Below are 20,166 nucleotides of genomic sequence, written 5' to 3'. Positions count from 1 at the left end.
GCAGGCGCCGGCTCGGGGCTGTGGATAAGATCGTTGCAGAGTGTTTCAACTTGTGACAAATAAAGGCCCTCTGCCATAATCGCCGCCGCTTAACGCCGCGGCTTGTTCCTTGCGTGCTGGGCTCCCTTCCGTCTGCGCGTAATGGAATACGTTGTGAGCTATCTCTCGATCGAATTCGGCTTCTGCTTCATCCTGTTTTTCGTCCTGTACTGGTGCCTGTGCGCGAGCCCGCGTCTACAGAACGTGCTGCTATTGGGCGCGAGCTACGCGATCCTCGCCAGCTTCAGCCTGAACTTCCTGTACATCCTGCTCGGCTATACCAGCCTGGTGTACCTGCTGGGGCTGCTGAGCCATCGGTATCCGGGGCGTGCCTGGGTCAATGGCTTGATGCTGTTGCTGGTGCTCGGCACCTTCTACCTGTTCAAGTACCAGGACTTCTTTACCAGCAGCCTGCAAAGCGCCCTGGCCCAGTTCGGCCTGGAAGTGTCGGTGCCGCTGCTGGAAGTGCTGCTGCCGGTGGGGCTGTCGTTCTATACCTTTCACTCGGTCAGCTACCTGGTGTCGATCAACCGGCGCGAGATGACCCCGGCATCGCCCTTCGACCTGGCGCTGTACCTGGCGTTTTTCCCGAGCCTGATCGCCGGCCCGGTGAACCGTGCCAGCCACATGCTGCCGCAGATCCGCCCGCAAACCGTGCGCCAGGTGCTGGAGCCGCAGCGCGCCCTGGGCCTGATCGCCCTGGCGGTGGTCAAACTGTTTTTCCTCAGCTCGTGGCTGGCCAATGAATGGGTCGACCCGGTGTTCGAGAGCCCGGTGAGCTTTTCTGCCGAGCAGATTCTGCGCAGCGTCTACGGCTATTCGTTCCTGATTTACTTCAACTTCAGCGGTTACACCGACCTGGTGACCGGCATCGCGCTGCTGCTGGGCTTCCGTCTGCCGGAGAACTTCAACTTTCCCTACGCGGCCCGCAACCTCAAGGAATTCTGGGGCCGCTGGCACATCAGCCTGTCGACCTTTATCCGCGACTACGTGTACATCCCCCTGGGCGGTAACCGCCGGGGCGTGTGGCGCGGCAACCTGAACATGCTGCTGGCGATGCTGATTTCCGGGCTGTGGCACGGTGCCAGCGCCAACTTCATTATCTGGGGCGCCCTGCACGGTATCGGCCTGGCGCTGTACAAGCTCTTCAGCCAGTGGCTGCCGCAGCGCCCGACCTGGATCGGCGCCGACCTGCTGGCCCGTTTGCTGACCTTCCACTATGTGGCGTTTGCCTGGATTTTCTTCCGCTGTGCGTCCTTCAGCGATGCCCTGGACATGTTCGCCGGCCTTGGCAACCTGTCGCTGGCCGGTTTGACCAGCCAGGGCGCCTCGCTCCTGGCGTGCCTGCTGTTTGTCGCCCTGTACCCGCAGATCGTGGCGCTGTTGCGCCGGCTGTTCGATGCCAGCACCCGCTTGCCGTGGCTGCTGTATCCGCTGCCGTTGGGGTTGTTCATTTGCTTGGTCATCTTTGCCTCGCCGTCGGGCGTACCGGGGTTTATCTATGCCAGTTTCTAACAGGTCGCCGTGGTTGAGCAGCCAGGGCGCTGCCGCCAAAGTGCTGTACGCCGTGCTGGTCATCAGCCTGATGCTGGTGTGGTTCAACCAGAACTCGATCCGCCTGTACTGCCAGCAGAAGTACCACGAGGGCTGCGAGATTCCCGGGCTGGCGCAGAACCCAGAGTGGCGGTGGGGCGCGCAGTTGAACCAGACACTGGAGGATGGCCGGCAACGACTGGTCAGCCAGTTCACCGGGCAGGACGGGCTTGGCCTGGTGGCCCAGGCCGAGGCCTCGGAAGACGAGCCGCTGGCGCCGTTGCCGACCCTCGCCCCGACTCCTGTGGAGCCGGTGGTCCTGGCACCCGCCGCGCCGGCCGCGCACCCGGCCAGCCATCCGGTGGCGGTCCAGGCGCCGGTACATGAACCGGTCCAGGCGCCGGTGCATGAGCCGGTGCATGAACCTGCCGTGGCGGCAGCGGTCGAACCCTCGACCCAGGCCAGCCCCACCCCTGGTGACAGTGCCCCGGTCACGCCGTTGATGGCGTCTCTGGCCCTGGGCGATGAAGTGTTTTTTGTCGGTGACTCGCTGATGCAAGGCGTGGCGCCGCACATGGCCAATACCTTGCGCAAACGCTACAACGTCAAAAGCGTGAACCTCAGTCGGCAGAGCACGGGGTTGGCCTACCCGAACTTTTTCAACTGGCCCAAGACCGTCGAAAGCACCCTGGCCGCCAACCCGAACATTCGCCTGATGGTGATCTTCCTCGGGCCCAACGACCCGTGGGACATGCCCGATGGCAAAGGCAAACCCTTCCTGCGCTTCAAGGCGCCGGATTGGGAAGTGGCTTACCGCCAGCGCATCGACTCGATCCTCGACACCGCGCGCGAGCACAACGTGCAGGTGATCTGGGTCGGCCCGCCGAACATGGAGAAAGCCAAGCTGTCGGCGGCCATGGCTTACCTCAACGTGCTGTATAAAAGCCAGATCGAGCAGTACCACCAGCACTTTGTCTCGGCCAACGAAATCCTGGGCTATCAGAACGACCAGTTCTCTTATTACCTGACGGACGCCAACCAGAAGAAGGTCAAGACCCGGGTCGATGACGGCATCCACTTCACCCCTACCGGGCAACGGCTGATCGCCGAACGTGTGATCTCCATGATCAACTTTCCTACCCAACAAATAACGGAGCACTGACATGCGGCGACTGCACGGCATTGCGCTGTTGTTGAGCATTACCCTGCTGAGCAGTTGTAGCCCTACCTCCCAGGTCCAAGCCACTCCCGCGGCGGGCGCCGGTAAACCGGGTGTGGCCTCGAAGAAAATCCTCCCGGTGCCGGGCAGCGACCCGAACCTTGCCCTGCTGGCGCGCAAGTTCAGCACCTCGGATCGCACCCCGATCAGCATCGTGCAACTGGGCGACTCGCACACCGCGGCCGACCTGTTCACCGGTGAGATGCGCCGCCTGTTGCAGGCCCAGTACGGTGACGGCGGTATCGGTTTTATCGCCGCCACGCCGGTGCCGGGGACCCGCTATGAGCGGGTGATCCTCAACGTGGCCAAGCGTCAGTGGTCGCAGGTGTCGGCGCGTAATCAGCAGAGCACCCAGTTCCCCCTGGGCGGTTATCTGTCCTTGCCCCAGACCCCGGGTGCCAAGGTGCAGATCCGCGAGCGCGAGCCCAGCCGTCAGCAGTACCGGGTGTCGGCGCTGTACCAGGCGACCACCAACAGCACCCTCAAGGCCCAGTCCAACCTGACCCAGGCCACCCGCATGCTGGCCGCCACGGGTGGGCAATGGCGCTTCAGCCCGCCATTCAACAACCTGAGCATGCCCATGGAGCTGAGCGTCGCCAACAATACGGGCCTGGCCCTGGGCGGCTGGAATATCCTCGCGCAGAAGAGTGCCGGGGTGATCTATTCCTCGCTGGGCATCAACGGCGCGCGCCTGGACGTGGTGGATAAATGGCAACCGGGTTGGGCCGATGCGCTCAAGGCGTTGCGCCCGGACATGGTGATCCTGGCCTACGGCACCAACGAGGCGTTTGACGATGACCTGGAACTGGACAAATACCGCGCCCAGTTGCAGGACAAAATCACCCTGTTGCGCAAAACCCTGCCCAAGGCGGTGATTCTGCTGGTCGGTCCACCGGACTCGATCAAGCGTCGTGGGGCCGGCTCCTGCGCCGCCGCGCAACCGCAACCCCTGCGGCAACTGGTGCGGATCCAGAAAGACTTGGCGCAGCGTAACCGCACCCTGTTCTGGGACTGGCAGGCCTTTATGGGCGGCCCGTGCTCCATCAGCCAATGGCAAGCCAACGAACTGGCGCGCAACGACCTGGTGCACCTGACGGCCGATGGCTACCGCAAGAGCGCCGATGGTCTGTACCGCTTCCTGCGTGAGCAATTGGGCCAGCCGGTGCCCTAGGCGTGTGCTGGCCTCGGATCGCTCGGCGGCCTGGGTAACGGACAAAAAAATGCCCCGCACTTGGCGGGGCATTTTTATTCAACGGTCAGTATCACAGCCCGTCGAGCATGGCCTTGTTGCGTACCGCGCCCTTGTCGGCGCTGGTGGCGAGCAGGGCGTAGGCTTTCAGGGCGGTGGTCACTTTACGTGGCCGCACTTCAACCGGTTTCCAGCCTTTCTTGTCCTGCTCGGCGCGGCGTGCTGCCAGTTCTTCGTCGCTGACCAACAGGTTGATCGAGCGGTTGGGGATGTCGATCAGCACTTTGTCGCCATCCTGCACCAGGCCAATGGCGCCGCCAGCCGCCGCTTCAGGCGAAGCGTGGCCGATGGACAGGCCCGAGGTGCCGCCGGAGAAGCGGCCGTCGGTCAGCAGGGCGCAGGCTTTGCCCAGGCCCTTGGACTTCAGGTAGGAGGTCGGATAGAGCATTTCCTGCATGCCCGGGCCGCCTTTCGGGCCTTCGTAACGGATGATCACGATGTCGCCGGCTTTCACTTCGTCGGCGAGGATGCCGCGCACGGCGCTGTCCTGGCTTTCGAAGATCTTGGCGTTGCCTTCGAAGACGTGGATCGACTCGTCGACGCCGGCGGTTTTCACCACGCAGCCGTCCAGGGCGATGTTGCCGTAGAGCACGGCCAGGCCGCCTTCTTGCGAGTAGGCGTGCTCGACACTGCGGATGCAGCCGTTTTCACGGTCGTCGTCCAGGGTTTCCCAACGGGTCGACTGGCTGAACGCGGTCTGGGTCGGGATGCCTGCCGGGCCAGCCTTGAAGAAGTGATGCACGGCTTCGTCGGTGGTCTGGGTGATGTCCCACTTGGCGATGCCTTCGGCCATGGAGGCGCTGTGCACGGTCGGCAGGTCGGTGTGCAGCAGGCCGCCACGGGCCAGGGAGCCGAGGATCGAGAAGATCCCGCCGGCGCGGTGCACGTCTTCCATGTGGTACTTCTGGATGTTCGGCGCGACTTTGCACAGTTGTGGCACGTGGCGCGACAGACGGTCGATGTCGCGCAGGTCGAAATCGATCTCGGCTTCCTGGGCCGCGGCCAGCAAGTGCAGGATGGTGTTGGTGGAACCGCCCATGGCGATGTCCAGGGTCATGGCGTTTTCAAACGCCTTGAAGTTGGCGATGTTGCGCGGCAGCACCGACACATCGTTGTCGCCGTAGTAGCGCTTGCACAGCTCGACGATGGTACGACCGGCCTGCAGGAACAGCTGCTCGCGGTCACTGTGGGTGGCCAGGGTCGAACCGTTGCCCGGCAACGCCAGACCCAGGGCTTCCACCAGGCAGTTCATCGAGTTGGCGGTGAACATGCCGGAGCACGAACCGCAGGTCGGGCAGGCGCTGCGCTCGTATTCCGCGACCTTCTCGTCAGAAGCGCTGGAATCGGCGGCGATCACCATGGCGTCGACCAGGTCGAGGCCGTGGCTGGCGAGCTTGGTCTTGCCGGCTTCCATCGGGCCGCCGGAGACGAAGATCACCGGGATGTTCAGGCGCAGGGCGGCCATCAGCATGCCGGGGGTGATCTTGTCGCAGTTGGAGATGCAGACGATGGCGTCGGCGCAGTGGGCGTTGACCATGTATTCCACGGAGTCGGCGATGATCTCGCGGCTCGGCAGGGAATACAGCATGCCGTCATGGCCCATGGCGATGCCGTCGTCCACGGCGATGGTGTTGAATTCCTTGGCCACGCCGCCGGCACGTTCGATCTCGCGGGCAACCAGCTGGCCCAGGTCCTTCAGGTGCACATGGCCCGGGACGAACTGGGTGAAGGAGTTGGCAATGGCGATGATCGGCTTCTTGAAGTCGTCATCTTTCATCCCCGTGGCGCGCCACAGTGCGCGGGCGCCGGCCATGTTGCGGCCATGGGTGGATGTTTTCGAGCGGTAATCAGGCATGGAGCACTCCGGGCGGCTAATCAGGTATCAAAAGGGGAGTGAGCTTCTATTGACCTTGGGAACACTCAGAAATGGCCGTGTGTCCTAAAGCTGCTGATGACACTGCGGGATCGCCGCGCGCCTCAGCCTGAACTCATAAACCCGCCGGGGGATGACTGGCGATGAATCTGGCGATTCTACACCGCTGGCGTCAGGAAGGAACGTTGTGGCCGCTCTGCGGCGTGCGATTGCCTGCTGCCGGGCGATGGGGCGCTGGGTTAGACTGCGCGCCCTTCGATCACTCTCCAATGGAACTGGAATGTCTGCGACCCTTCGAACCTTGAGATTTTACCTGGCGGTAGGGCTGGCCCAGGGTGTGCTGTTGATGGGTATCTGGCTCTCCAACACCGTATCCGGCGAGGTCATGGTCGCGAGCAGCGCAGGGCTGTTGATGGGCGGCGGCCTGTTGCAACTGCTGCCGGAACGTCGCGGCCAGGGGCTGACCTGGCTGGCGGCGGCGGGCCTGGGCCTGGTGGTGACGGGGCTGGTGCTGGCGTGTCGCGAGCTGCCGTTGACCTCCTGGGTGCTCAGCAGCGTGACGGCGGGGCTGGTCCTGCTGACCCTGATCAGTGCTGCCGTGTTGCCGGGGCTGGCGCACTTCTGGCGGCGCTTCTTCGGTCATGGGTTAGGGGTGGCGCTGGCCTTGCCCTTGCCCTGGCTCGCCCAGGCCCTGTTCAAAACCTGGACCAGCAGCCATTACCGCGACCCGTTCAAGGGCGGTTGGGAGGCGCTGGTGTTCTTTGCCGGGCCGACCCTGGCGTTCTCCCTGGGCCTGTTCCTGATCGGCCTGTGCCTGAACATGCTGCTACGCCGCAACACCCTCGCGGCGACCTGCTAGCGCTGCCTGTCTCCACAAAAGGATTTGCCATGCCCGTGTTGAATCGCTCCCTGTTGTTCTATATCGCCATCGCCCTGGTCCAGGGGCTGCTGCTCAGCGCCAGCCTGTTCTATCACCAGGCTGAGCTCTACACCTTCGTCCGCACCCTGGCGGTGGTGGCCGGGATCAACCTGCAACTGCTCGGCAGTGACGTGCGCGAGCGTGGCACCTGGGTACTGGTCGTTGGCCTGAGCCTGTTGCTGGCCGGAATGTCCAGCTGGGTGCTGATCCGCGATGCCTACGGCTGGATGTGGAGTCTGTGGCCGTTCACGGGCCTGGTGCTGGCCTATATCGGCACCGCGTTCGTCCTCAGTTGGCCGACGCGCGAGGGCGGTCGCCCGCGTTATCAAGACCTGTTCCGCCACGCCTGGAACAACGGGTTTATCGTGCTCCTGGCGCTGCTGGTGACCCTGGCCTTCAGCCTGTTGCTGTGGCTGTGCGGCCGTCTGTTCAGCATCCTCGGCATGCCCCAGCTCGGCGACCTGTTCACCTCGTCGTACTTCCTGTGTTTCAGCCTGCCGCTGTTTTTCTCCCTGGGCATGCGCATGGGGCGGGAAAACCAAAAGGTCATCGGCCTGCTGCGCGGCATCTTGCTGACCGTGTGCCGCTACCTGCTGCCGCTGTGTGCGCTGATCACCGTGGTCTTCACCCTGGCCCTGGTGTTCACCGGTCTGCAGCCGATCTGGAGCACCGGCTACTCGACGCACATTTTGCTGAGCCTGGTGGCGTGCACCCTGTTTTTGCTCAATGGCGTGTTCCAGGACGGCCAGCAGGATGCCGGCTACGCCAAGGCGCTGAAAATCCTGATCAACGCCAGCCTGTGCTGCCTGCCGTTGTTGGTGGCGATGGGGGGCTATTCGAGTTGGTTGCGGATCGATCAATACGGCCTGACCCCATGGCGCTTTCTGGCGTTGCTGCTGGTGGCCGTGGCCCTGGTCCACAGCCTGGCGGCGTTGTGGGCAGTGTTTGCCCGGCACTCGGTGTGGCTCGGTAGCCTGAGCCGCAGCAACCCCTGGATCGCCCTGCTGAGCTTTTTGGTGCTGTTGTTGATGTTCACCCCGGTGCTCGACCCGCAGGCCTTCAGTGCCCGTAACCAGGTGCAGCGTCTATTGGATGGGCGTACGCCGGTGGCCGAGTTCGATGCCCGGAGCCTGCGGCAGAAGCTGGGGGCGCCGGGTCGCGAGCAGTTCGACGGGTTGCTGGCGCAGGCGCGCCAGGGGCAGATCCTGGATGAGCCGGGCAGGGCGCAGTTGCTGGAGTTGCTGGAGTCGGTCTCGATCAAGGACCAGCCGCACGACTACCTGACGCCGAAACTCTATTGGCTGGGCCCGGTGCCCGATGGCAGCCAGCAACTGATCGAGCTGCTGACCACCCATAACGACTGCAATCCCCCCGGCTGCGCGGCCTGGGCGGTGGATCTGGATGACGATGGTGTCGACGAAGTGCTGCTGATCGAAAAGCAGAGCTGGGCGTCGTCGGCGGCGATGTACGCCCGTGCGGATCAGGGCAAGGGCGAATGGCGGCATGCGGGAGTGCTCTCTGGCATCAGCGATGCGCCGCAGCTGATCCGGCAGATTCGCGAGGGCAAGGTCAAACCGGTGCGCCAGCGCTACAAGACCCTGCGGATCGACGGTGTGGAACTGGACTGGCGGCAGATTCCCAGCCGCTGAGGGTTGGCTGAGGTGGACGGTGAACGCTCTATCTGTGGCGAGGGAGCTTGCTCCCGATGGAGCGGCCAATGTTCCGGGGCGCGAGCCATAAAGCCTGATTCCGCGATCTGTCTGAGCGTTCGCGGTGGCGGGTTTTGGGGCCGCTTTGCGGCCCAGCGGGAGCAAGCTCCCTCGCCACAGGAAGTGTTTGCCCCTGAATAAAAAATCCCGGCACATGGCCGGGATTTTTGTCTTCACTGCACTCAGCTGTTAGGCAGCAGGCGGCAGGTGATGCTCTTGATGTAGCGGGTTTCGGCGATAGCCGGGTGCACCGGGTGGTCCGGGCCTTGGCCGCCACGCTCCAGCAGCTGGATATTGCGGTCCAGGTGGCGAGCGCTGGTCAGGAGGATGTTCTGCAGGTCGTCCTCGGGCAGGTGCATCGAGCACGAGGCGCTGATCAGAATCCCGTCCTTGCTCAGCAGGCGCATGGCTTGCTCGTTCAGGCGGCGGTAGGCGCCTTCGCCGTTCTTCATGTCTTTCTTGCGTTTGATGAAGGCCGGTGGGTCGGCCACGATCACGTCGAAACGCTCTTCGCTGGCTTTCAGTTCTTTCAGGGCTTCAAAGACGTCGCCTTCGATGCAGGTCATTTTCTCGGCAAAGCCGTTCAGCGCGGCGTTGCGCTCGACGCCGTCGAGGGCGAAGGCCGAGGCATCGACGCAGAACACTTCGCTGGCGCCAAAGGCTGCCGCCTGCACGCCCCAGCCGCCGATGTAGCTGTACAGGTCGAGCACGCGCTTGCCCTTGGCATAAGGGGCCAGGCGGGCGCGGTTCATGCGGTGGTCGTAGAACCAACCGGTTTTCTGACCCTGGATGACCGGGGCTTCGAACTTCACGCCGTTCTCTTCGAGGGCGACCCATTCCGGGACCAGGCCGAATACGGTTTCGACGTAGCGCTCCAGGCCTTCGGCGTCACGGGCCGCCGAGTCGTTCTTGAACAGAATGCCGCTGGGCTTGAGCACCTGAGTCAGGGCGGCGATCACGTCGTCCTTATGGGCTTCCATGGTGGCCGAAGCGATCTGCACCACCAGGATGTCGCCGAAACGGTCGACCACCAGGCCTGGCATCAGGTCGGAGTCGCCGTACACCAGGCGGTAGAACGGCTTGTCGAACAGGCGCTCGCGCAGCGACAGGGCGACGTTCAGGCGGTGCACCAGCAGCGACTTGTCCAGGGGCAGCTTGACGTCACGGGACAGCAGGCGCGCGCAGATCAGGTTGTTCGGGCTCATGGCAACGATGCCCAGGGCCTTGCCGCCGGCGGCTTCCAGCACCGCCTGATCACCGGCCTTGAACCCGTGGAGCGGGGTGGCGGCTACATCGATTTCGTTGCTGTAGACCCACAGGTGGCCGGCGCGCAGGCGGCGATCGGCGTTGGCTTTGAGGCGCAGGCTTGGCAGGGACATGACGTCGCTCCGGAAAAAAGGGCGCGAGTATAACCCGTCAGCGTGCTTGCGCGGGTTTGGCTGGACCTGCGGCGTGTCACAGCTATGTAAAGATCCTGCCCAAGTGGCCAAATTCGTCTTTTTAGAGGTTAGAATCGCCGCCTAGTCCAGAGTGTGCACTCATGTCTCCAGAACTCTCCGAAGAACAGATTCAGCAGGCCCTGCAAGGCATCAGCGTGCCGCCTCAACCGCAGATCATGGTGGATCTGCAGATGGAGCAGTACATGCCCGATCCGGACCTGGAGGTGATCGCCAAGCTGATTTCCCAGGACCCGGGTTTGTCTGGCGCACTGCTGAAAATCGTCAACTCGCCGTATTACGGCCTGAGCAACAAGATCGCCTCGATCCAGCGCGCGGTGAACCTGCTGGGCAGCCGTTCGATTATCAACCTGATCAACGCGCAGTCGATCAAGGGCGAGATGAGCGATGAAACCATCGTCACCCTCAATCGCTTCTGGGACACCGCCCAGGACGTGGCGATGACCTGCCTGACCCTGGCCAAGCGCACCGGTTCGCAAGCGATCGACGAAGCCTACGCCCTGGGCCTGTTCCACGATTGCGGGGTGCCGCTGATGCTCAAGCGCTTCCCCGACTACATGGCGGTGCTCGAACAGGCTTATGCCCACGCCGGCCCCGAGAGCCGGGTGGTCGATACCGAGAACACCGCGTTCAACACCAACCATGCGGTGGTCGGTTATTACACCGCCAAGTCCTGGCGCCTGCCGGAACACGTGACCAACGCCATCGCCAATCACCACAACGCCCTGGCGATTTTCAGCGACGAGTCTTCGCGCAACAGCCAACTGAAGAACCTGCTGGCGATCCTGAAGATGGCCGAGCACATCTGCTCCTCGTATCGGGTCCTGGGCAATCAGGTCGAAGACCACGAATGGAACAGCGTCGGCCACCTGGTGCTCGATTATGTCGGCCTGTCCGACTACGACTTCGAGAGCCTCAAGGCCACCGTTCGCGAAATGGGCGCGCACTGATTTTTCATCCCGTATCGAGCACCTGAGGCGACCATGCCCGAATTACCCGAAGTCGAAACCACCCGGCGCGGTATCGCGCCGCACCTGGAAGGGCAGCGCGTCAGCCGGGTGATCGTGCGTGACCGGCGCCTGCGCTGGCCGATCCCGGAAGACCTCGATGTGCGCCTCTCGGGCCAGCGCATCGTGCTGGTGGAGCGGCGCGCCAAGTACCTGCTGATCAATGCCGAAGTCGGCACCCTGATCAGCCACCTGGGCATGTCGGGCAATCTGCGGCTGGTGGAAGTCGGCTTGCCGGCGGCCAAGCATGAGCACGTGGACATCGAGCTGGAGTCCGGGCTGGCCCTGCGCTACACCGACCCGCGGCGCTTTGGCGCGATGCTCTGGAGCCAGGACCCGCTCAATCACGAACTGCTGCTGCGGCTGGGGCCCGAGCCTCTGACCGACCTGTTCGATGGCGAACGCCTGTTCCAGCTGTCGCGCTCGCGCTCGATGGCGGTCAAGCCGTTCATCATGGACAACGCGGTGGTGGTCGGGGTCGGCAATATCTACGCGACCGAAGCGCTGTTCGCCGCCGGCATCGACCCGCGCCGCGAAGCCAAGAGCATTTCCCGGGCGCGCTACCTGAAGCTGGCCATCGAGATCAAACGCATCCTGGCCGCCGCCATCGAGCGTGGCGGCACCACCCTGCGCGACTTTATCGGCGGTGACGGCCAGCCGGGGTATTTCCAGCAGGAGCTGTTCGTCTACGGGCGCGGCGGGGAAAACTGCAAGGTCTGCGGCACCGGCCTGCGCGAGATCAAGCTCGGCCAGCGAGCCAGCGTCTATTGCCCACGCTGCCAGAGCTGAGCCGTTCGCCAACCGAGGTTTTTTGCTATGGCGCTTGCTGTGGCGAGGGCGCTTGCTCCCGCTCGGGCGCGCAGCGGCCGTAAACCCTCAACCTGCAATCCGCCTGAAGAAATAGGCGGGCGGTGATGGCGGGTTCAGCTCACGCCTTGCCGGTAATCTGCCGGTATTTTGCCATCAACTGTTCTTCAGTCTCGGGGTGTGCCTCGTCCAGCGGGATGCAGTCCACCGGGCACACTTGCTGGCACTGAGGCTCGTCATAGTGGCCAACGCATTGGGTGCACAGGTTGGGGTCGATCACGTAGATCTCTTCGCCCTGGGAGATGGCGGCGTTCGGGCACTCGGGTTCGCAGACGTCGCAATTGATGCAATCGTCGGTGATGATCAGGGACATGGGGCACTCCGGCCGGGGCGGCTGGCCCAGGCATTTGAAAAACCAATGGGCGCAATTGTGCCGCATTGGCGCCCGCAGTGCACGCGGGCGCGATGGGGGGCGCCGGGTTACTTCTTGAAGCGCAGGGTCAGCGCGTCGGCGACGACAGGATGGACGAACTTGGTGATATCACCGCCCAGGGCTGCGATTTCACGGACCAGCGTCGAGGAAATGAACGAATAACGTTCCGACGGCGTGAGAAATAGGCTCTCCACATCCGGCGCCAGCTGGCGATTCATGTTGGCCAGCTGGAACTCGTATTCGAAGTCCGAGACCGCCCGTAGGCCACGCAGGAATACGTTGGCGTTCTGCTCCTTGGCGAAGTGCGCAAGCAGCGTCGAAAAACCGACGACTTCAACGTTCGGCAAATGTTTGGTGACCTCGCGGGCCAGCTCCACACGCTGTTCCAGGGGGAATAGCGGGTTCTTCTTGGGGCTGGCGGCGACGGCAATGATCACATGGTCGAACAGGCGCGAGGCGCGTTCGACCAGATCGCCATGGCCCTTGGTAATAGGGTCGAAGGTACCTGGGTACAACACTCGGTTCATCGCGTCGTCCTGGCGGGAATCCGTTGGGGAGTCGGATGGTATCGCAGCCTTTCCGGTCGGCCAAGTCGCCTGTCACGGAAGAAAGCACTATAGACGTGGCGAATAATCAGCTTTTTCACCCGGTTTTCAAGCGTTCAGCCAGGGCCGTGGCCAGTTGCGCGGTCAGCCCATAGACCGACAACTGGGGGTTGGCGCCAATGCTGGTGGGGAACAGCGAGCCATCGTGAATCGACAGATTGGCCAATTGATGATGGCGCCCAAGGCTGTCGGCGACGGCGATTTTCGGGTTTTCACCCATGGCGCAGCCGCCCATCACGTGGGCGCTGCCCAGGCGCGTGCGGTACAGCGCCAGGTCCAGGCCGTCGATCTGGGCCTTGGCCTCGGCCAGGGTCTTCACATAGCGCGCGTCGCTGTGCAGCGGCATCACCGCCTTGGCGCCGCCGGCGAACTGGATCTCGGCCATGCTCTGGAAGGCCCGGCGCAGGCCGTCCCAGGCGTAGGGCGAGACCTGATAATCGAGCACCGGGGTGCCGTCGCTGCGCAATTCGACGTTGCCGCCTGTGCTGTCCGGGTGAAAGCCGTCCCGCAGCAGCGCGAGCATGGCGTGGGTGTGGGGCAGTTGTTCCATGTTCAGCGCGCTTTGCGGGCCGAAACCGCCCAGCAGGGTGCTGGCCAGCGCCGGTTGCAGTGGCGGCACTTCGAGCTTGTAGGACATTTTGCCGGTGGTGCCGTCCAGCCACTGGAAATGGTCGGAGTAGATCGACTGCGGCGCCCCGTAGAACGGGTTGATCACCGCATCGAACAGCCCCGCGGAAAAATTCACCAGGTGCAGGAAAGTCCGCTTGCCCAGGCGCGAATGCGGGTCGGGTGCATCCGAGCGCAGGAGCAAGGCCGGGCTGTTGATGCCGCCGCCGGCGAGCACGTAATGCCGGGCCTTGACCGTGATGACGCGGCCGGTAGGGGCCACGCAGCGCTCGTCCATGGCCACGCATTGCAGGCCCGTGACCTGGTCGCCCTTGATCTGCAGGCGCTCGGCGCGGGCCAGGTACAACAGCTCGCCGCCGTGCTCCAGGGTGGACGGGATAGTGGTCACCAGCATCGATTGTTTGGCGTTGGTCGGGCAGCCCAGGCCGCAGTAGCCCAGGTTCCAGCAGCCGCGCACGTTGCGCGGGATCACGTGCCAGCTGTAGCCGAGCTTCTCGCAACCGTTGCGGATCACGTCGTTGTTGGCGTTGGGCGGCATGGCCCAGGGCGCGACCCCCAGGCGCTGCTCCATCTTTTCGAACCAGGGCGCCATGTCGCTGGCGCTGTGGCCTTTGACTTCGTGCTCGCGGGCCCAGTGTTCCAGGGTCGGGTCCGGGGTGCGAAAGCTCGAGGTCCAGTTGATCAGGGTGGTGCCGCCCACGGCACGGCCTTGAAGAATGGTGATGGCGCCGTCCTTGCTCATGCGCCCTATACCTTCCTGATAGAGGCTGGTGTAGGCCTGGTCTTCGAGCATCTTGAAATCGCTGCTGGTTTTCAGCGGCCCTTCCTCGATCAGCAAGACCTTGTAGCCGGCGGCGCTGAGGATCTCCGCGGTGGTGCCGCCGCCTGCGCCGCTGCCGATGATGGCGACGTCGGCTTCCAGGGTCAGGTCTTGCTCCAGCTGTGCGCCGTTGTAGGTTTTCCAGCCGCGGGCCAGGCCTTCGCGGAACAGATCGGGTACGGGCATATCAGGCTCTCTGTCGTTTCTTATTATGGAAGGGCGCGGCGGCAGTTACGGGGGGGCGATCAGACCTTGGGCGGGCCGGGGTAACCGCAGTGGGCCCAGGACTCGGCGCGGGTGTACCAGGCCATCATCACCAATTGCAGCAATGAGGCATGGCCCATGCGCAGCAGGGACAGCAGGCTGTTTTCCCAGCGCCCGAGGAAGTGGCGGATATCGTCGGCGCTGGCGTTTTCCCAACTGCCCCAGACCCCTGTCAGCGGGCCACGGGTAACGGCCATGCCCAGCACGTCGAACAATTGCTGGGTGAGCTTGAACATCTCCGGCGACAGATGGTTGAGGGCGTTGTCCAGGCTGGCCAGGGTGCCGTCGATGGCGGCAGGCATCTTGTCGGCAGCCACGGCGCCTTCGAGCATCACCGGGATCAGCGCCCGCAGGAACGGCAGGTCGTTGCTGCGCAGCATCGCAAAGCCGCTGGCCGGGGTACTGGCAGAACAGCCGCTGAGGCTGGCGCCCAGACCGGCGGTGGCGAGGAAGGCGCTGGCGCAGAGGCCGATTTTCAGCAAGCCGCGCCGTGACAGCGCGGGTGATTCAGACAGGCTAGGGGTCATTGTTATTGTTACCCGGCGATCGACTGGTTAGCGGACGAACATCTTCTGAATCAGTTTCTGGATCGACTTCCCATAGGGTGGATAAATCAGCCGGGCCGCGTTCAGCCGCTGCTTGATCAGCACGCCCTTGGCCTTGCTGAAGGTCAGGAAGCCTTCATGCCCGTGGTAGTGGCCCATGCCGGACGGGCCGATGCCGCCGAAGGGCAGGTCGTCCTGGGCCACATGCAGCAGGGTGTCGTTGAGGCACACGCCACCGGAATGGGTGTGTTCGAGTACGCGGTTCTGTTCGGCCTTGTTGTAGCCGAAGTAGTACAGCGCCAACGGGCGCGGCCGCTGGTTGATGTAGGCAAAGGCCTGGTCGAGGGTCTGATACGGGACGATGGGCAGGATCGGGCCGAAGATCTCATCCTGCATCACGGTCATGTCGTCGCTGACATTGAGCAGCAGGCTGTGGCCCATGCGCCGCTCCTGACCCTGGTCGAACAGCGGGATCAGCAGTGCGCCCTTGCTGGTGGCGTCGCTCAGGTAGCTGTTGAGCCGCGCCACCTGGCGCTGATTGATGATCGCGGTGTAGTCGGGGTTGTCCGCCAGGGTCGGGAAGAACCCGCGCACGGCCTGACGGTAAGCCTCGACAAAGGCGCCGATGCGCTCCTCCGGCACCAGCACGTAATCGGGGGCGACGCAGGTTTGCCCGGCGTTCAGGGTCTTGCCGAAGGCGATGCGTTCGGCAGCGTCCTTGAGCGGCACATCGCTGGAAACAATGGCCGGGGACTTGCCGCCCAGTTCCAGGGTCACCGGCGTGAGGTTTTCCGCCGCGGCGCGCATCACATGCTTGCCGATGCTGGTGGCACCGGTGAACAGCAAGTGATCGAAACGCAGCGTGGAGAAGGCCATGCCCACTTCAGCCTCGCCGAGCACCACGCACACCAGGTCTTCAGGGAAAACCCGGGCCAGCAATTGCTTGAGCAACTGGCCGGTGGCCGGCGTCGATTCGCTGAGCTTGAGCATCACCCGGTTGCCGGCGGCCAGGGCACCGACCAGGGGGCCCATGGCCAGGTACAGCGGGTAGTTCCAGGGCACGATCACCCCGATCACCCCCAGCGGTTGGTAAACCACTTTGGCCGAAGCGGGCTGGAAGGCCAGGCCGACTTTGCGCCTGGAGGGTTTCATCCAGCCCTTGAGGTGTTTACGCGCGTAATGAATGCCGTGCAGGCTCGGCATCAGCTCGGCGAGCAGGGTTTCATCGGCGCTGCGGTGGCTGAAGTCCTGGCTGATGGCTTCGATCAGCGCCTGGCGCTCGTTGCTCAGCAGCTCCAGCAGGCTCTTTAGCCATTGCTGGCGCTGGGCGGCGGGCGGCATCGGGTTGGCGGCATAGGCCTGGCGCTGGGCGCAAAACAGCTGTTGAAGCTCGTCCAGTTGCGAGTGGGATTCCTGCAGGTAGGCGATCTCGGCGGACATGAACGGCTCCGATTATTAGGGGGTGGCTAGTTTTTAGAGCTTATACTCTAACTTGTCAAATGCCATCCCGGCCGGCTTTGATTTATCCCGCTTCGGATAGGTCGTAAGATGCCGGCCAGCCTTTTCAATGATTAAAGCCCAAGCCCATGGCCCCACGAATAAAAACCCGCGAACGGATTGTTCAGCACAGCCTCGACCTGTTTAACCAGAGTGGCGAGCGTAACGTCAGCACCAACCATATCGCGGCGCACATGGAGATTTCGCCGGGGAACCTGTACTACCACTTCCCGAACAAGCAGGCGATCATCGCCGTGCTCTTCGCCGAATACGAAACCCTGGTCGACAGTTTCCTGCGTCCGCCCCAGGGGCGGCCGATGACCGTGCAGGACAAGCGCTATTACTTGCAGGCGCTGCTGGCCGCCATGTGGCGCTACCGCTTCCTGCACCGCGACCTCGAACACCTGCTCGACAGCGACAGCGATCTGGCTGCGCGCTATCGGCGCTTCTCCCAGCGTTGCCTGATTCAGGGCATTGCCATCTATCAGCGTTTTGTCGAAGCCGGGATCCTGCGCATGGACCGGGTGCAGATCGAGTCCCTGACCCTCAACGCCTGGATCATCCTCACGTCCTGGGTGCGTTTTCTCTGCACCACCCGGGAAAACTCCGCGCATTTGAGCGAGGAAGCCGTCAAGCGCGGGGTCTATCAGGTGCTGGTGCTGGAGGCCGGGTTTGTCACCGATCAGGCGCGGGAGGCGGTCGATGGCCTGTTCGACGAGTTTTATGTGCCACTGGCCCAGGCCTTGGAAGAAGTGCAGTAGGATCTACCACCGACTTGAATCACAGGAGCCCGCTATGCCCCTTGCGCAACTGATCAGCCCGCTTGCCCTGGACCTGCGAAAAGAGCAGCCCGGCCTGGTGCTAGTGGATTGCCGTTTTGCCCTGGAAGACCCGGATTACGGGCAGCGCAGCTATGCCGAGGGGCATATTGCCGGCGCACATTTTGCCGACCTTGAGCGTGACCTGAGCGGGCCGGTGGTCAAGGGCGTGACCGGGCGTCATCCGCTGCCGGAACCGGCGGCGTTGCAGGCGCGGTTGCAGGCCTGGGGCATCGATGCCGACAGCGACGTCGTGCTCTACGACGATGGCCCCGGTGCTTTTGCCGCCCGGGCCTGGTGGTTGCTGGCCTGGCTTGGCAAGCGCGAGGGCGTGTTCATCCTCGATGGCGGCCTCAAAGCCTGGCACGCCGCTGGCCTGCCCCTGAGCCTGGATGCGCCGCCGAGCACCCCGGGAAGCTTTGTCGGCAGCCCCGACCACTCGCTGCTGCTCAGTGCCGAGCAGTTGCAGCAGCGCCTGGGCCAGCCCGGCCTGACCCTGCTCGACGCCCGGGCCCAGCCGCGTTTTCGCGGTGAGGTCGAGCCCATCGATCCGGTGGCCGGGCATATTCCCGGTGCGCAATGCGCGGCCTTCAGCGAGAACCTCGACAGCGACGGGCGCTTCCTGCCGGCGGAGCAACTCAAGCAGCGTTTCGCCGCGCAACTGGGCAGCCGTTCTCCCACCGATCTGGTGGCGTATTGCGGCAGCGGTGTCACCGCCTGCCACAACCTGTTTGCCCTGAGCCTGGCCGGTTATCCCCTGGGCAAGCTGTACGCCGGCTCTTGGAGCGAATGGATCACCGACCCGACGCGGGCCATCGCCAAAGGCGACTAAGCCTCAGTCGGGCCGCAAAATCTGCTTGCAGCGTGCGCTGCTTCAGCTCCCCAGCAGTGCACTGCGGTACGCCGCCGGCGCCACGCCATACACCTGCTTGAATTGCCGACTGAGATGACTCTGGTCGGCAAACCCCAACTGAGTCGCCACCTCCAGCGGCAAGCAGCCCTCGCGCAACAAGGCCCGGGCCTTGGCGATGCGTTGCTGCATCAGCCAGGTATGGGGCGGAATGCCGGTGGCTCGGCGGAACACCCGGGCAAAGTGGAACGGCGACAGATTCACCGCCGCCGCCAGTTCTTCCAGTGACGGGGGCGCCGCCAGCTGTGAGCGCAGCAGTTCCTTGGCCTGGACGATGGCCCGGTGTTCCTGCCCCGGTGCGCCGGGCGCCTTGACCCCGGCGTGGCGCTGCAACAGCAGGAGCATCATTTCCCGCCACTGGGTCTGCTGCTGCAGGGCGGTGGCCGGGCTTTCCAGCAAGTGGTGCAGGCGGGCGAAGCCGCTGACCAGGTCACTGTCGCGGTACAGGGTCGCGCCAAATGCCGGCAGGCTGCCGCTGGGCAGCTCCAGTTCGTCGAGCAGGGTCAGGATCTGGCGGTTATCCGGATAAAACGCCCGGTACAGCCAGCCGTCCTCGGCGCCCTTGGCCCCGGTGTGCAGTTCGTCGGGGTTGATCAGCACCAGGGTGCCGCTGGCCGCCAGGTGTTCGGCGCCGCGATAGCGGTAGCGCTGGGCGCCGGCCATGATCATGCCAATCACATAGCCGTCGTGCACATGGGGCACGAAACGCTGCTCGATGTAGCGCGCGGCCAGCAGTTCGACCCCGGCCAATGGCGCGGTCTGCCAGAAACGGATTGATTCGCCGCCGCAGGCTGCCATGGCTATGGGTGATCCAGGGCGGTCAGCCAGCGCGGAATGCGGCGTTCCAGGTAATAGCCGGGGCGCTTCAGCGAGCCCTCGACAAACCCCACGTGCCCGCCCTTGGCTTGCAGCTCGAAATGGGTGCAGGCCGACAGCTCGGCAGCCTGCGGCAGGCTGTGGGTGAACACGAAGGGGTCGTCGGCGGCCTGGATAATCAGGGTCGGGGTGCGGATCTCGCCGAGAAAGTAGCGGCTGGAAGCGCGGCGGTAATAGTCCTCGGCATCGGCAAAACCATGCAGCGGCGCGGTGACCCGGCCGTCGAACTCCCAGAAGGTGCGCATGTTCTCCAGGGAGCCCAGGCCCTCCAGGGTGGCCAGGCCTTCATGGCGCTCGTCGAGTCGGAACTGACGCTGCTTGTGCCTGATGTAGGCCAGCATCTCGCGCATGAAGTGCGCCTGGTAGACCTTGGAAAACCCTTGGCCGATACGGTCGGCGCACTGGTCCAGGCGAAACGGCACCGACACCGCCACCGCGCCCTGCAACTGGCTGGCGCTGCCGTTTTCCCCCAGGTACTTGAGCAGCACATTGCCACCCAGGGAGTAGCCCACGGCATACAGCGGCGCCAGTGGGCGCTTGGCGCGCAAATGGGCGATGGCGGCGGCCAGGTCTTCGCTGGCGCCGGAGTGGTAGCTGCGCGGCAGCAGGTTCGGTTCGCCCGAGCAGCCACGCCAGTTCAGCGCGGCGCTGGCCCAGCCCTGGTCGGCCAGGACTTTTTGCAGCCCGGCCACGTACGGCGAATTGGAGGAACCGGTCAGCCCATGCAGCACCAGCACCAGCGGTGCCTGGGCGTTATGGGGGCCATGCCAGTCGAGGTCGAGGAAGTCGCCATCGTCGAGCCAGAGGCGCTCGCGTTCGCGTTCCAGGTGTGTGGTTTTGCGCCACAGCGGGCCCCACAACGTTTGCAGGTGCGGGTTGCCGAGGCCGAAGGCGGGGGTGAAGCGATCTGACGATGTAGGCACGCTGATTCTCGATGCAGCGCTGCGCAGACGGGCTGC

General features: G+C 64.0%; 18 protein-coding genes. 9 read left to right on the top strand and 9 right to left on the bottom strand.

The genetic code is table 11. The annotated features are described in order from the left end of the window. Positions 1-153 precede the first annotated feature (153 nt). Genes CF161_RS06910 through CF161_RS06900 form a run of 3 tightly spaced genes read left to right on the top strand, consistent with a single transcriptional unit; the run spans position 154 to position 3,962 of the window. Positions 154-1,554 (top strand): MBOAT family protein, encoded by a 1,401-nt coding sequence (locus tag CF161_RS06910; protein ID WP_020295847.1) that lies wholly within the window; start codon positions 154-156, stop codon positions 1,552-1,554. After that, positions 1,541-2,734 (top strand): SGNH family hydrolase, encoded by a 1,194-nt coding sequence (locus CF161_RS06905; protein WP_043228804.1) that lies wholly within the window; start codon positions 1,541-1,543, stop codon positions 2,732-2,734. The genes CF161_RS06910 and CF161_RS06905 overlap by 14 nt, the downstream gene beginning before the upstream one ends. 1 nt (position 2,735) lies before the next feature. Continuing rightward, the gene (locus CF161_RS06900; RefSeq protein WP_020295845.1) at positions 2,736-3,962 is read left to right on the top strand and encodes an SGNH/GDSL hydrolase family protein; all 1,227 of its coding nucleotides are present in this window, start codon (positions 2,736-2,738) and stop codon (positions 3,960-3,962) included. Positions 3,963-4,053: 91 nt separating this feature from the next. Here CF161_RS06900 and ilvD read toward each other — a convergent pair whose 3' ends face one another. Then, positions 4,054-5,895: a dihydroxy-acid dehydratase gene (ilvD, locus tag CF161_RS06895; protein WP_020295844.1), complete on the bottom strand. Its 1,842-nt coding sequence runs from the start codon at positions 5,893-5,895 to the stop codon at positions 4,054-4,056. Positions 5,896-6,193: 298 nt separating this feature from the next. Between ilvD and CF161_RS06890 the strand changes: the two genes are divergently transcribed. Continuing rightward, a complete protein-coding gene (locus tag CF161_RS06890) occupies positions 6,194-6,772 on the top strand; it encodes a hypothetical protein (RefSeq protein ID WP_020295843.1) in 579 nt (192 codons plus the stop codon). 29 nt (positions 6,773-6,801) lie between these two features. Then, on the top strand, positions 6,802-8,481 hold the full coding sequence (locus tag CF161_RS06885) for a DUF4153 domain-containing protein (RefSeq protein WP_020295842.1): 1,680 nt from the start codon (positions 6,802-6,804) through the stop codon (positions 8,479-8,481). Positions 8,482-8,723: 242 nt separating this feature from the next. Here the strand turns inward: CF161_RS06885 and CF161_RS06880 are convergent, their stop codons facing one another. After that, positions 8,724-9,920: a class I SAM-dependent rRNA methyltransferase gene (locus CF161_RS06880; RefSeq protein WP_020295841.1), complete on the bottom strand. Its 1,197-nt coding sequence runs from the start codon at positions 9,918-9,920 to the stop codon at positions 8,724-8,726. Between the two features lie 215 nt (positions 9,921-10,135). On the opposite strand from CF161_RS06880, the gene CF161_RS06875 reads away from it, so the two are divergent. Together CF161_RS06875 and mutM are read left to right on the top strand one after the other, a co-directional pair. Beyond that, complete coding sequence (locus CF161_RS06875; RefSeq protein WP_177326758.1) at positions 10,136-10,948, top strand: HDOD domain-containing protein; 813 nt, start codon at positions 10,136-10,138, stop codon at positions 10,946-10,948. A gap of 33 nt (positions 10,949-10,981) precedes the next feature. Next, positions 10,982-11,794: a bifunctional DNA-formamidopyrimidine glycosylase/DNA-(apurinic or apyrimidinic site) lyase gene (gene mutM / locus CF161_RS06870; RefSeq protein ID WP_020295839.1), complete on the top strand. Its 813-nt coding sequence runs from the start codon at positions 10,982-10,984 to the stop codon at positions 11,792-11,794. A 139-nt stretch (positions 11,795-11,933) separates the two neighbouring features. On the opposite strand, the gene CF161_RS06865 is transcribed toward mutM, so the two are convergent. The 5 genes from CF161_RS06865 to CF161_RS06845 form a co-directional block, all read right to left on the bottom strand. Beyond that, on the bottom strand, positions 11,934-12,185 hold the full coding sequence (locus tag CF161_RS06865) for a YfhL family 4Fe-4S dicluster ferredoxin (RefSeq protein ID WP_020295838.1): 252 nt from the start codon (positions 12,183-12,185) through the stop codon (positions 11,934-11,936). A 107-nt stretch (positions 12,186-12,292) separates the two neighbouring features. Next, positions 12,293-12,772 (bottom strand): pantetheine-phosphate adenylyltransferase, encoded by a 480-nt coding sequence (coaD, locus tag CF161_RS06860; RefSeq protein WP_008019993.1) that lies wholly within the window; start codon positions 12,770-12,772, stop codon positions 12,293-12,295. 115 nt (positions 12,773-12,887) lie between these two features. Beyond that, entirely contained in the window at positions 12,888-14,483 is a 1,596-nt protein-coding gene (locus CF161_RS06855; protein ID WP_020295837.1) for a GMC family oxidoreductase, read from the bottom strand. 59 nt (positions 14,484-14,542) lie between these two features. Next, positions 14,543-15,088: a hypothetical protein gene (locus tag CF161_RS06850; RefSeq protein WP_043228798.1), complete on the bottom strand. Its 546-nt coding sequence runs from the start codon at positions 15,086-15,088 to the stop codon at positions 14,543-14,545. A 27-nt stretch (positions 15,089-15,115) separates the two neighbouring features. Continuing rightward, positions 15,116-16,546 carry a coniferyl aldehyde dehydrogenase gene (locus CF161_RS06845; RefSeq protein ID WP_020295835.1) on the bottom strand — a complete coding sequence of 477 codons (1,431 nt, stop codon included), beginning with the start codon at positions 16,544-16,546 and terminating at the stop codon, positions 15,116-15,118. Between the two features lie 146 nt (positions 16,547-16,692). On the opposite strand from CF161_RS06845, the gene CF161_RS06840 reads away from it, so the two are divergent. After that, positions 16,693-17,364: a TetR/AcrR family transcriptional regulator gene (locus tag CF161_RS06840; RefSeq protein WP_020295834.1), complete on the top strand. Its 672-nt coding sequence runs from the start codon at positions 16,693-16,695 to the stop codon at positions 17,362-17,364. A 34-nt stretch (positions 17,365-17,398) separates the two neighbouring features. Continuing rightward, positions 17,399-18,253: a sulfurtransferase gene (locus tag CF161_RS06835; RefSeq protein ID WP_020295833.1), complete on the top strand. Its 855-nt coding sequence runs from the start codon at positions 17,399-17,401 to the stop codon at positions 18,251-18,253. A 42-nt stretch (positions 18,254-18,295) separates the two neighbouring features. Here CF161_RS06835 and CF161_RS06830 read toward each other — a convergent pair whose 3' ends face one another. Both CF161_RS06830 and CF161_RS06825 read right to left on the bottom strand, forming a co-directional pair. After that, positions 18,296-19,129 carry an AraC family transcriptional regulator gene (locus tag CF161_RS06830; RefSeq protein ID WP_020295832.1) on the bottom strand — a complete coding sequence of 278 codons (834 nt, stop codon included), beginning with the start codon at positions 19,127-19,129 and terminating at the stop codon, positions 18,296-18,298. 2 nt (positions 19,130-19,131) lie between these two features. Then, positions 19,132-20,130, bottom strand: coding sequence for a hydrolase (locus tag CF161_RS06825; protein WP_020295831.1), 999 nt, complete (start codon positions 20,128-20,130; stop codon positions 19,132-19,134). Positions 20,131-20,166: the final 36 nt, after the last annotated feature.

Source organism: Pseudomonas sp. CF161 (assembly GCF_000416215.1).
In the GTDB taxonomy this organism is placed as follows: Bacteria; Pseudomonadota; Gammaproteobacteria; order Pseudomonadales; family Pseudomonadaceae; genus Aquipseudomonas.
The sequence above is the reverse complement of the archived record's forward strand: the minus strand, read 5'-3'. Positions and strand labels throughout refer to the sequence as shown.

Coding starts and splice junctions, on each gene's coding strand:
- CF161_RS06900 (WP_020295845.1), top strand. CDS start 2,736: ATGCGGCGACTGCACGGCATTGCGCTGTTGTTGAGCATTACCCTGCTG.
- CF161_RS06840 (WP_020295834.1), top strand. CDS start 16,693: ATGGCCCCACGAATAAAAACCCGCGAACGGATTGTTCAGCACAGCCTC.
- CF161_RS06845 (WP_020295835.1), bottom strand. CDS start 16,546: ATGTCCGCCGAGATCGCCTACCTGCAGGAATCCCACTCGCAACTGGAC.
- CF161_RS06880 (WP_020295841.1), bottom strand. CDS start 9,920: ATGTCCCTGCCAAGCCTGCGCCTCAAAGCCAACGCCGATCGCCGCCTG.
- CF161_RS06830 (WP_020295832.1), bottom strand. CDS start 19,129: ATGGCAGCCTGCGGCGGCGAATCAATCCGTTTCTGGCAGACCGCGCCA.
- CF161_RS06850 (WP_043228798.1), bottom strand. CDS start 15,088: ATGACCCCTAGCCTGTCTGAATCACCCGCGCTGTCACGGCGCGGCTTG.
- coaD (WP_008019993.1), bottom strand. CDS start 12,772: ATGAACCGAGTGTTGTACCCAGGTACCTTCGACCCTATTACCAAGGGC.
- CF161_RS06905 (WP_043228804.1), top strand. CDS start 1,541: ATGCCAGTTTCTAACAGGTCGCCGTGGTTGAGCAGCCAGGGCGCTGCC.
- CF161_RS06835 (WP_020295833.1), top strand. CDS start 17,399: ATGCCCCTTGCGCAACTGATCAGCCCGCTTGCCCTGGACCTGCGAAAA.
- ilvD (WP_020295844.1), bottom strand. CDS start 5,895: ATGCCTGATTACCGCTCGAAAACATCCACCCATGGCCGCAACATGGCC.
- CF161_RS06885 (WP_020295842.1), top strand. CDS start 6,802: ATGCCCGTGTTGAATCGCTCCCTGTTGTTCTATATCGCCATCGCCCTG.
- mutM (WP_020295839.1), top strand. CDS start 10,982: ATGCCCGAATTACCCGAAGTCGAAACCACCCGGCGCGGTATCGCGCCG.
- CF161_RS06855 (WP_020295837.1), bottom strand. CDS start 14,483: ATGCCCGTACCCGATCTGTTCCGCGAAGGCCTGGCCCGCGGCTGGAAA.
- CF161_RS06890 (WP_020295843.1), top strand. CDS start 6,194: ATGTCTGCGACCCTTCGAACCTTGAGATTTTACCTGGCGGTAGGGCTG.
- CF161_RS06865 (WP_020295838.1), bottom strand. CDS start 12,185: ATGTCCCTGATCATCACCGACGATTGCATCAATTGCGACGTCTGCGAA.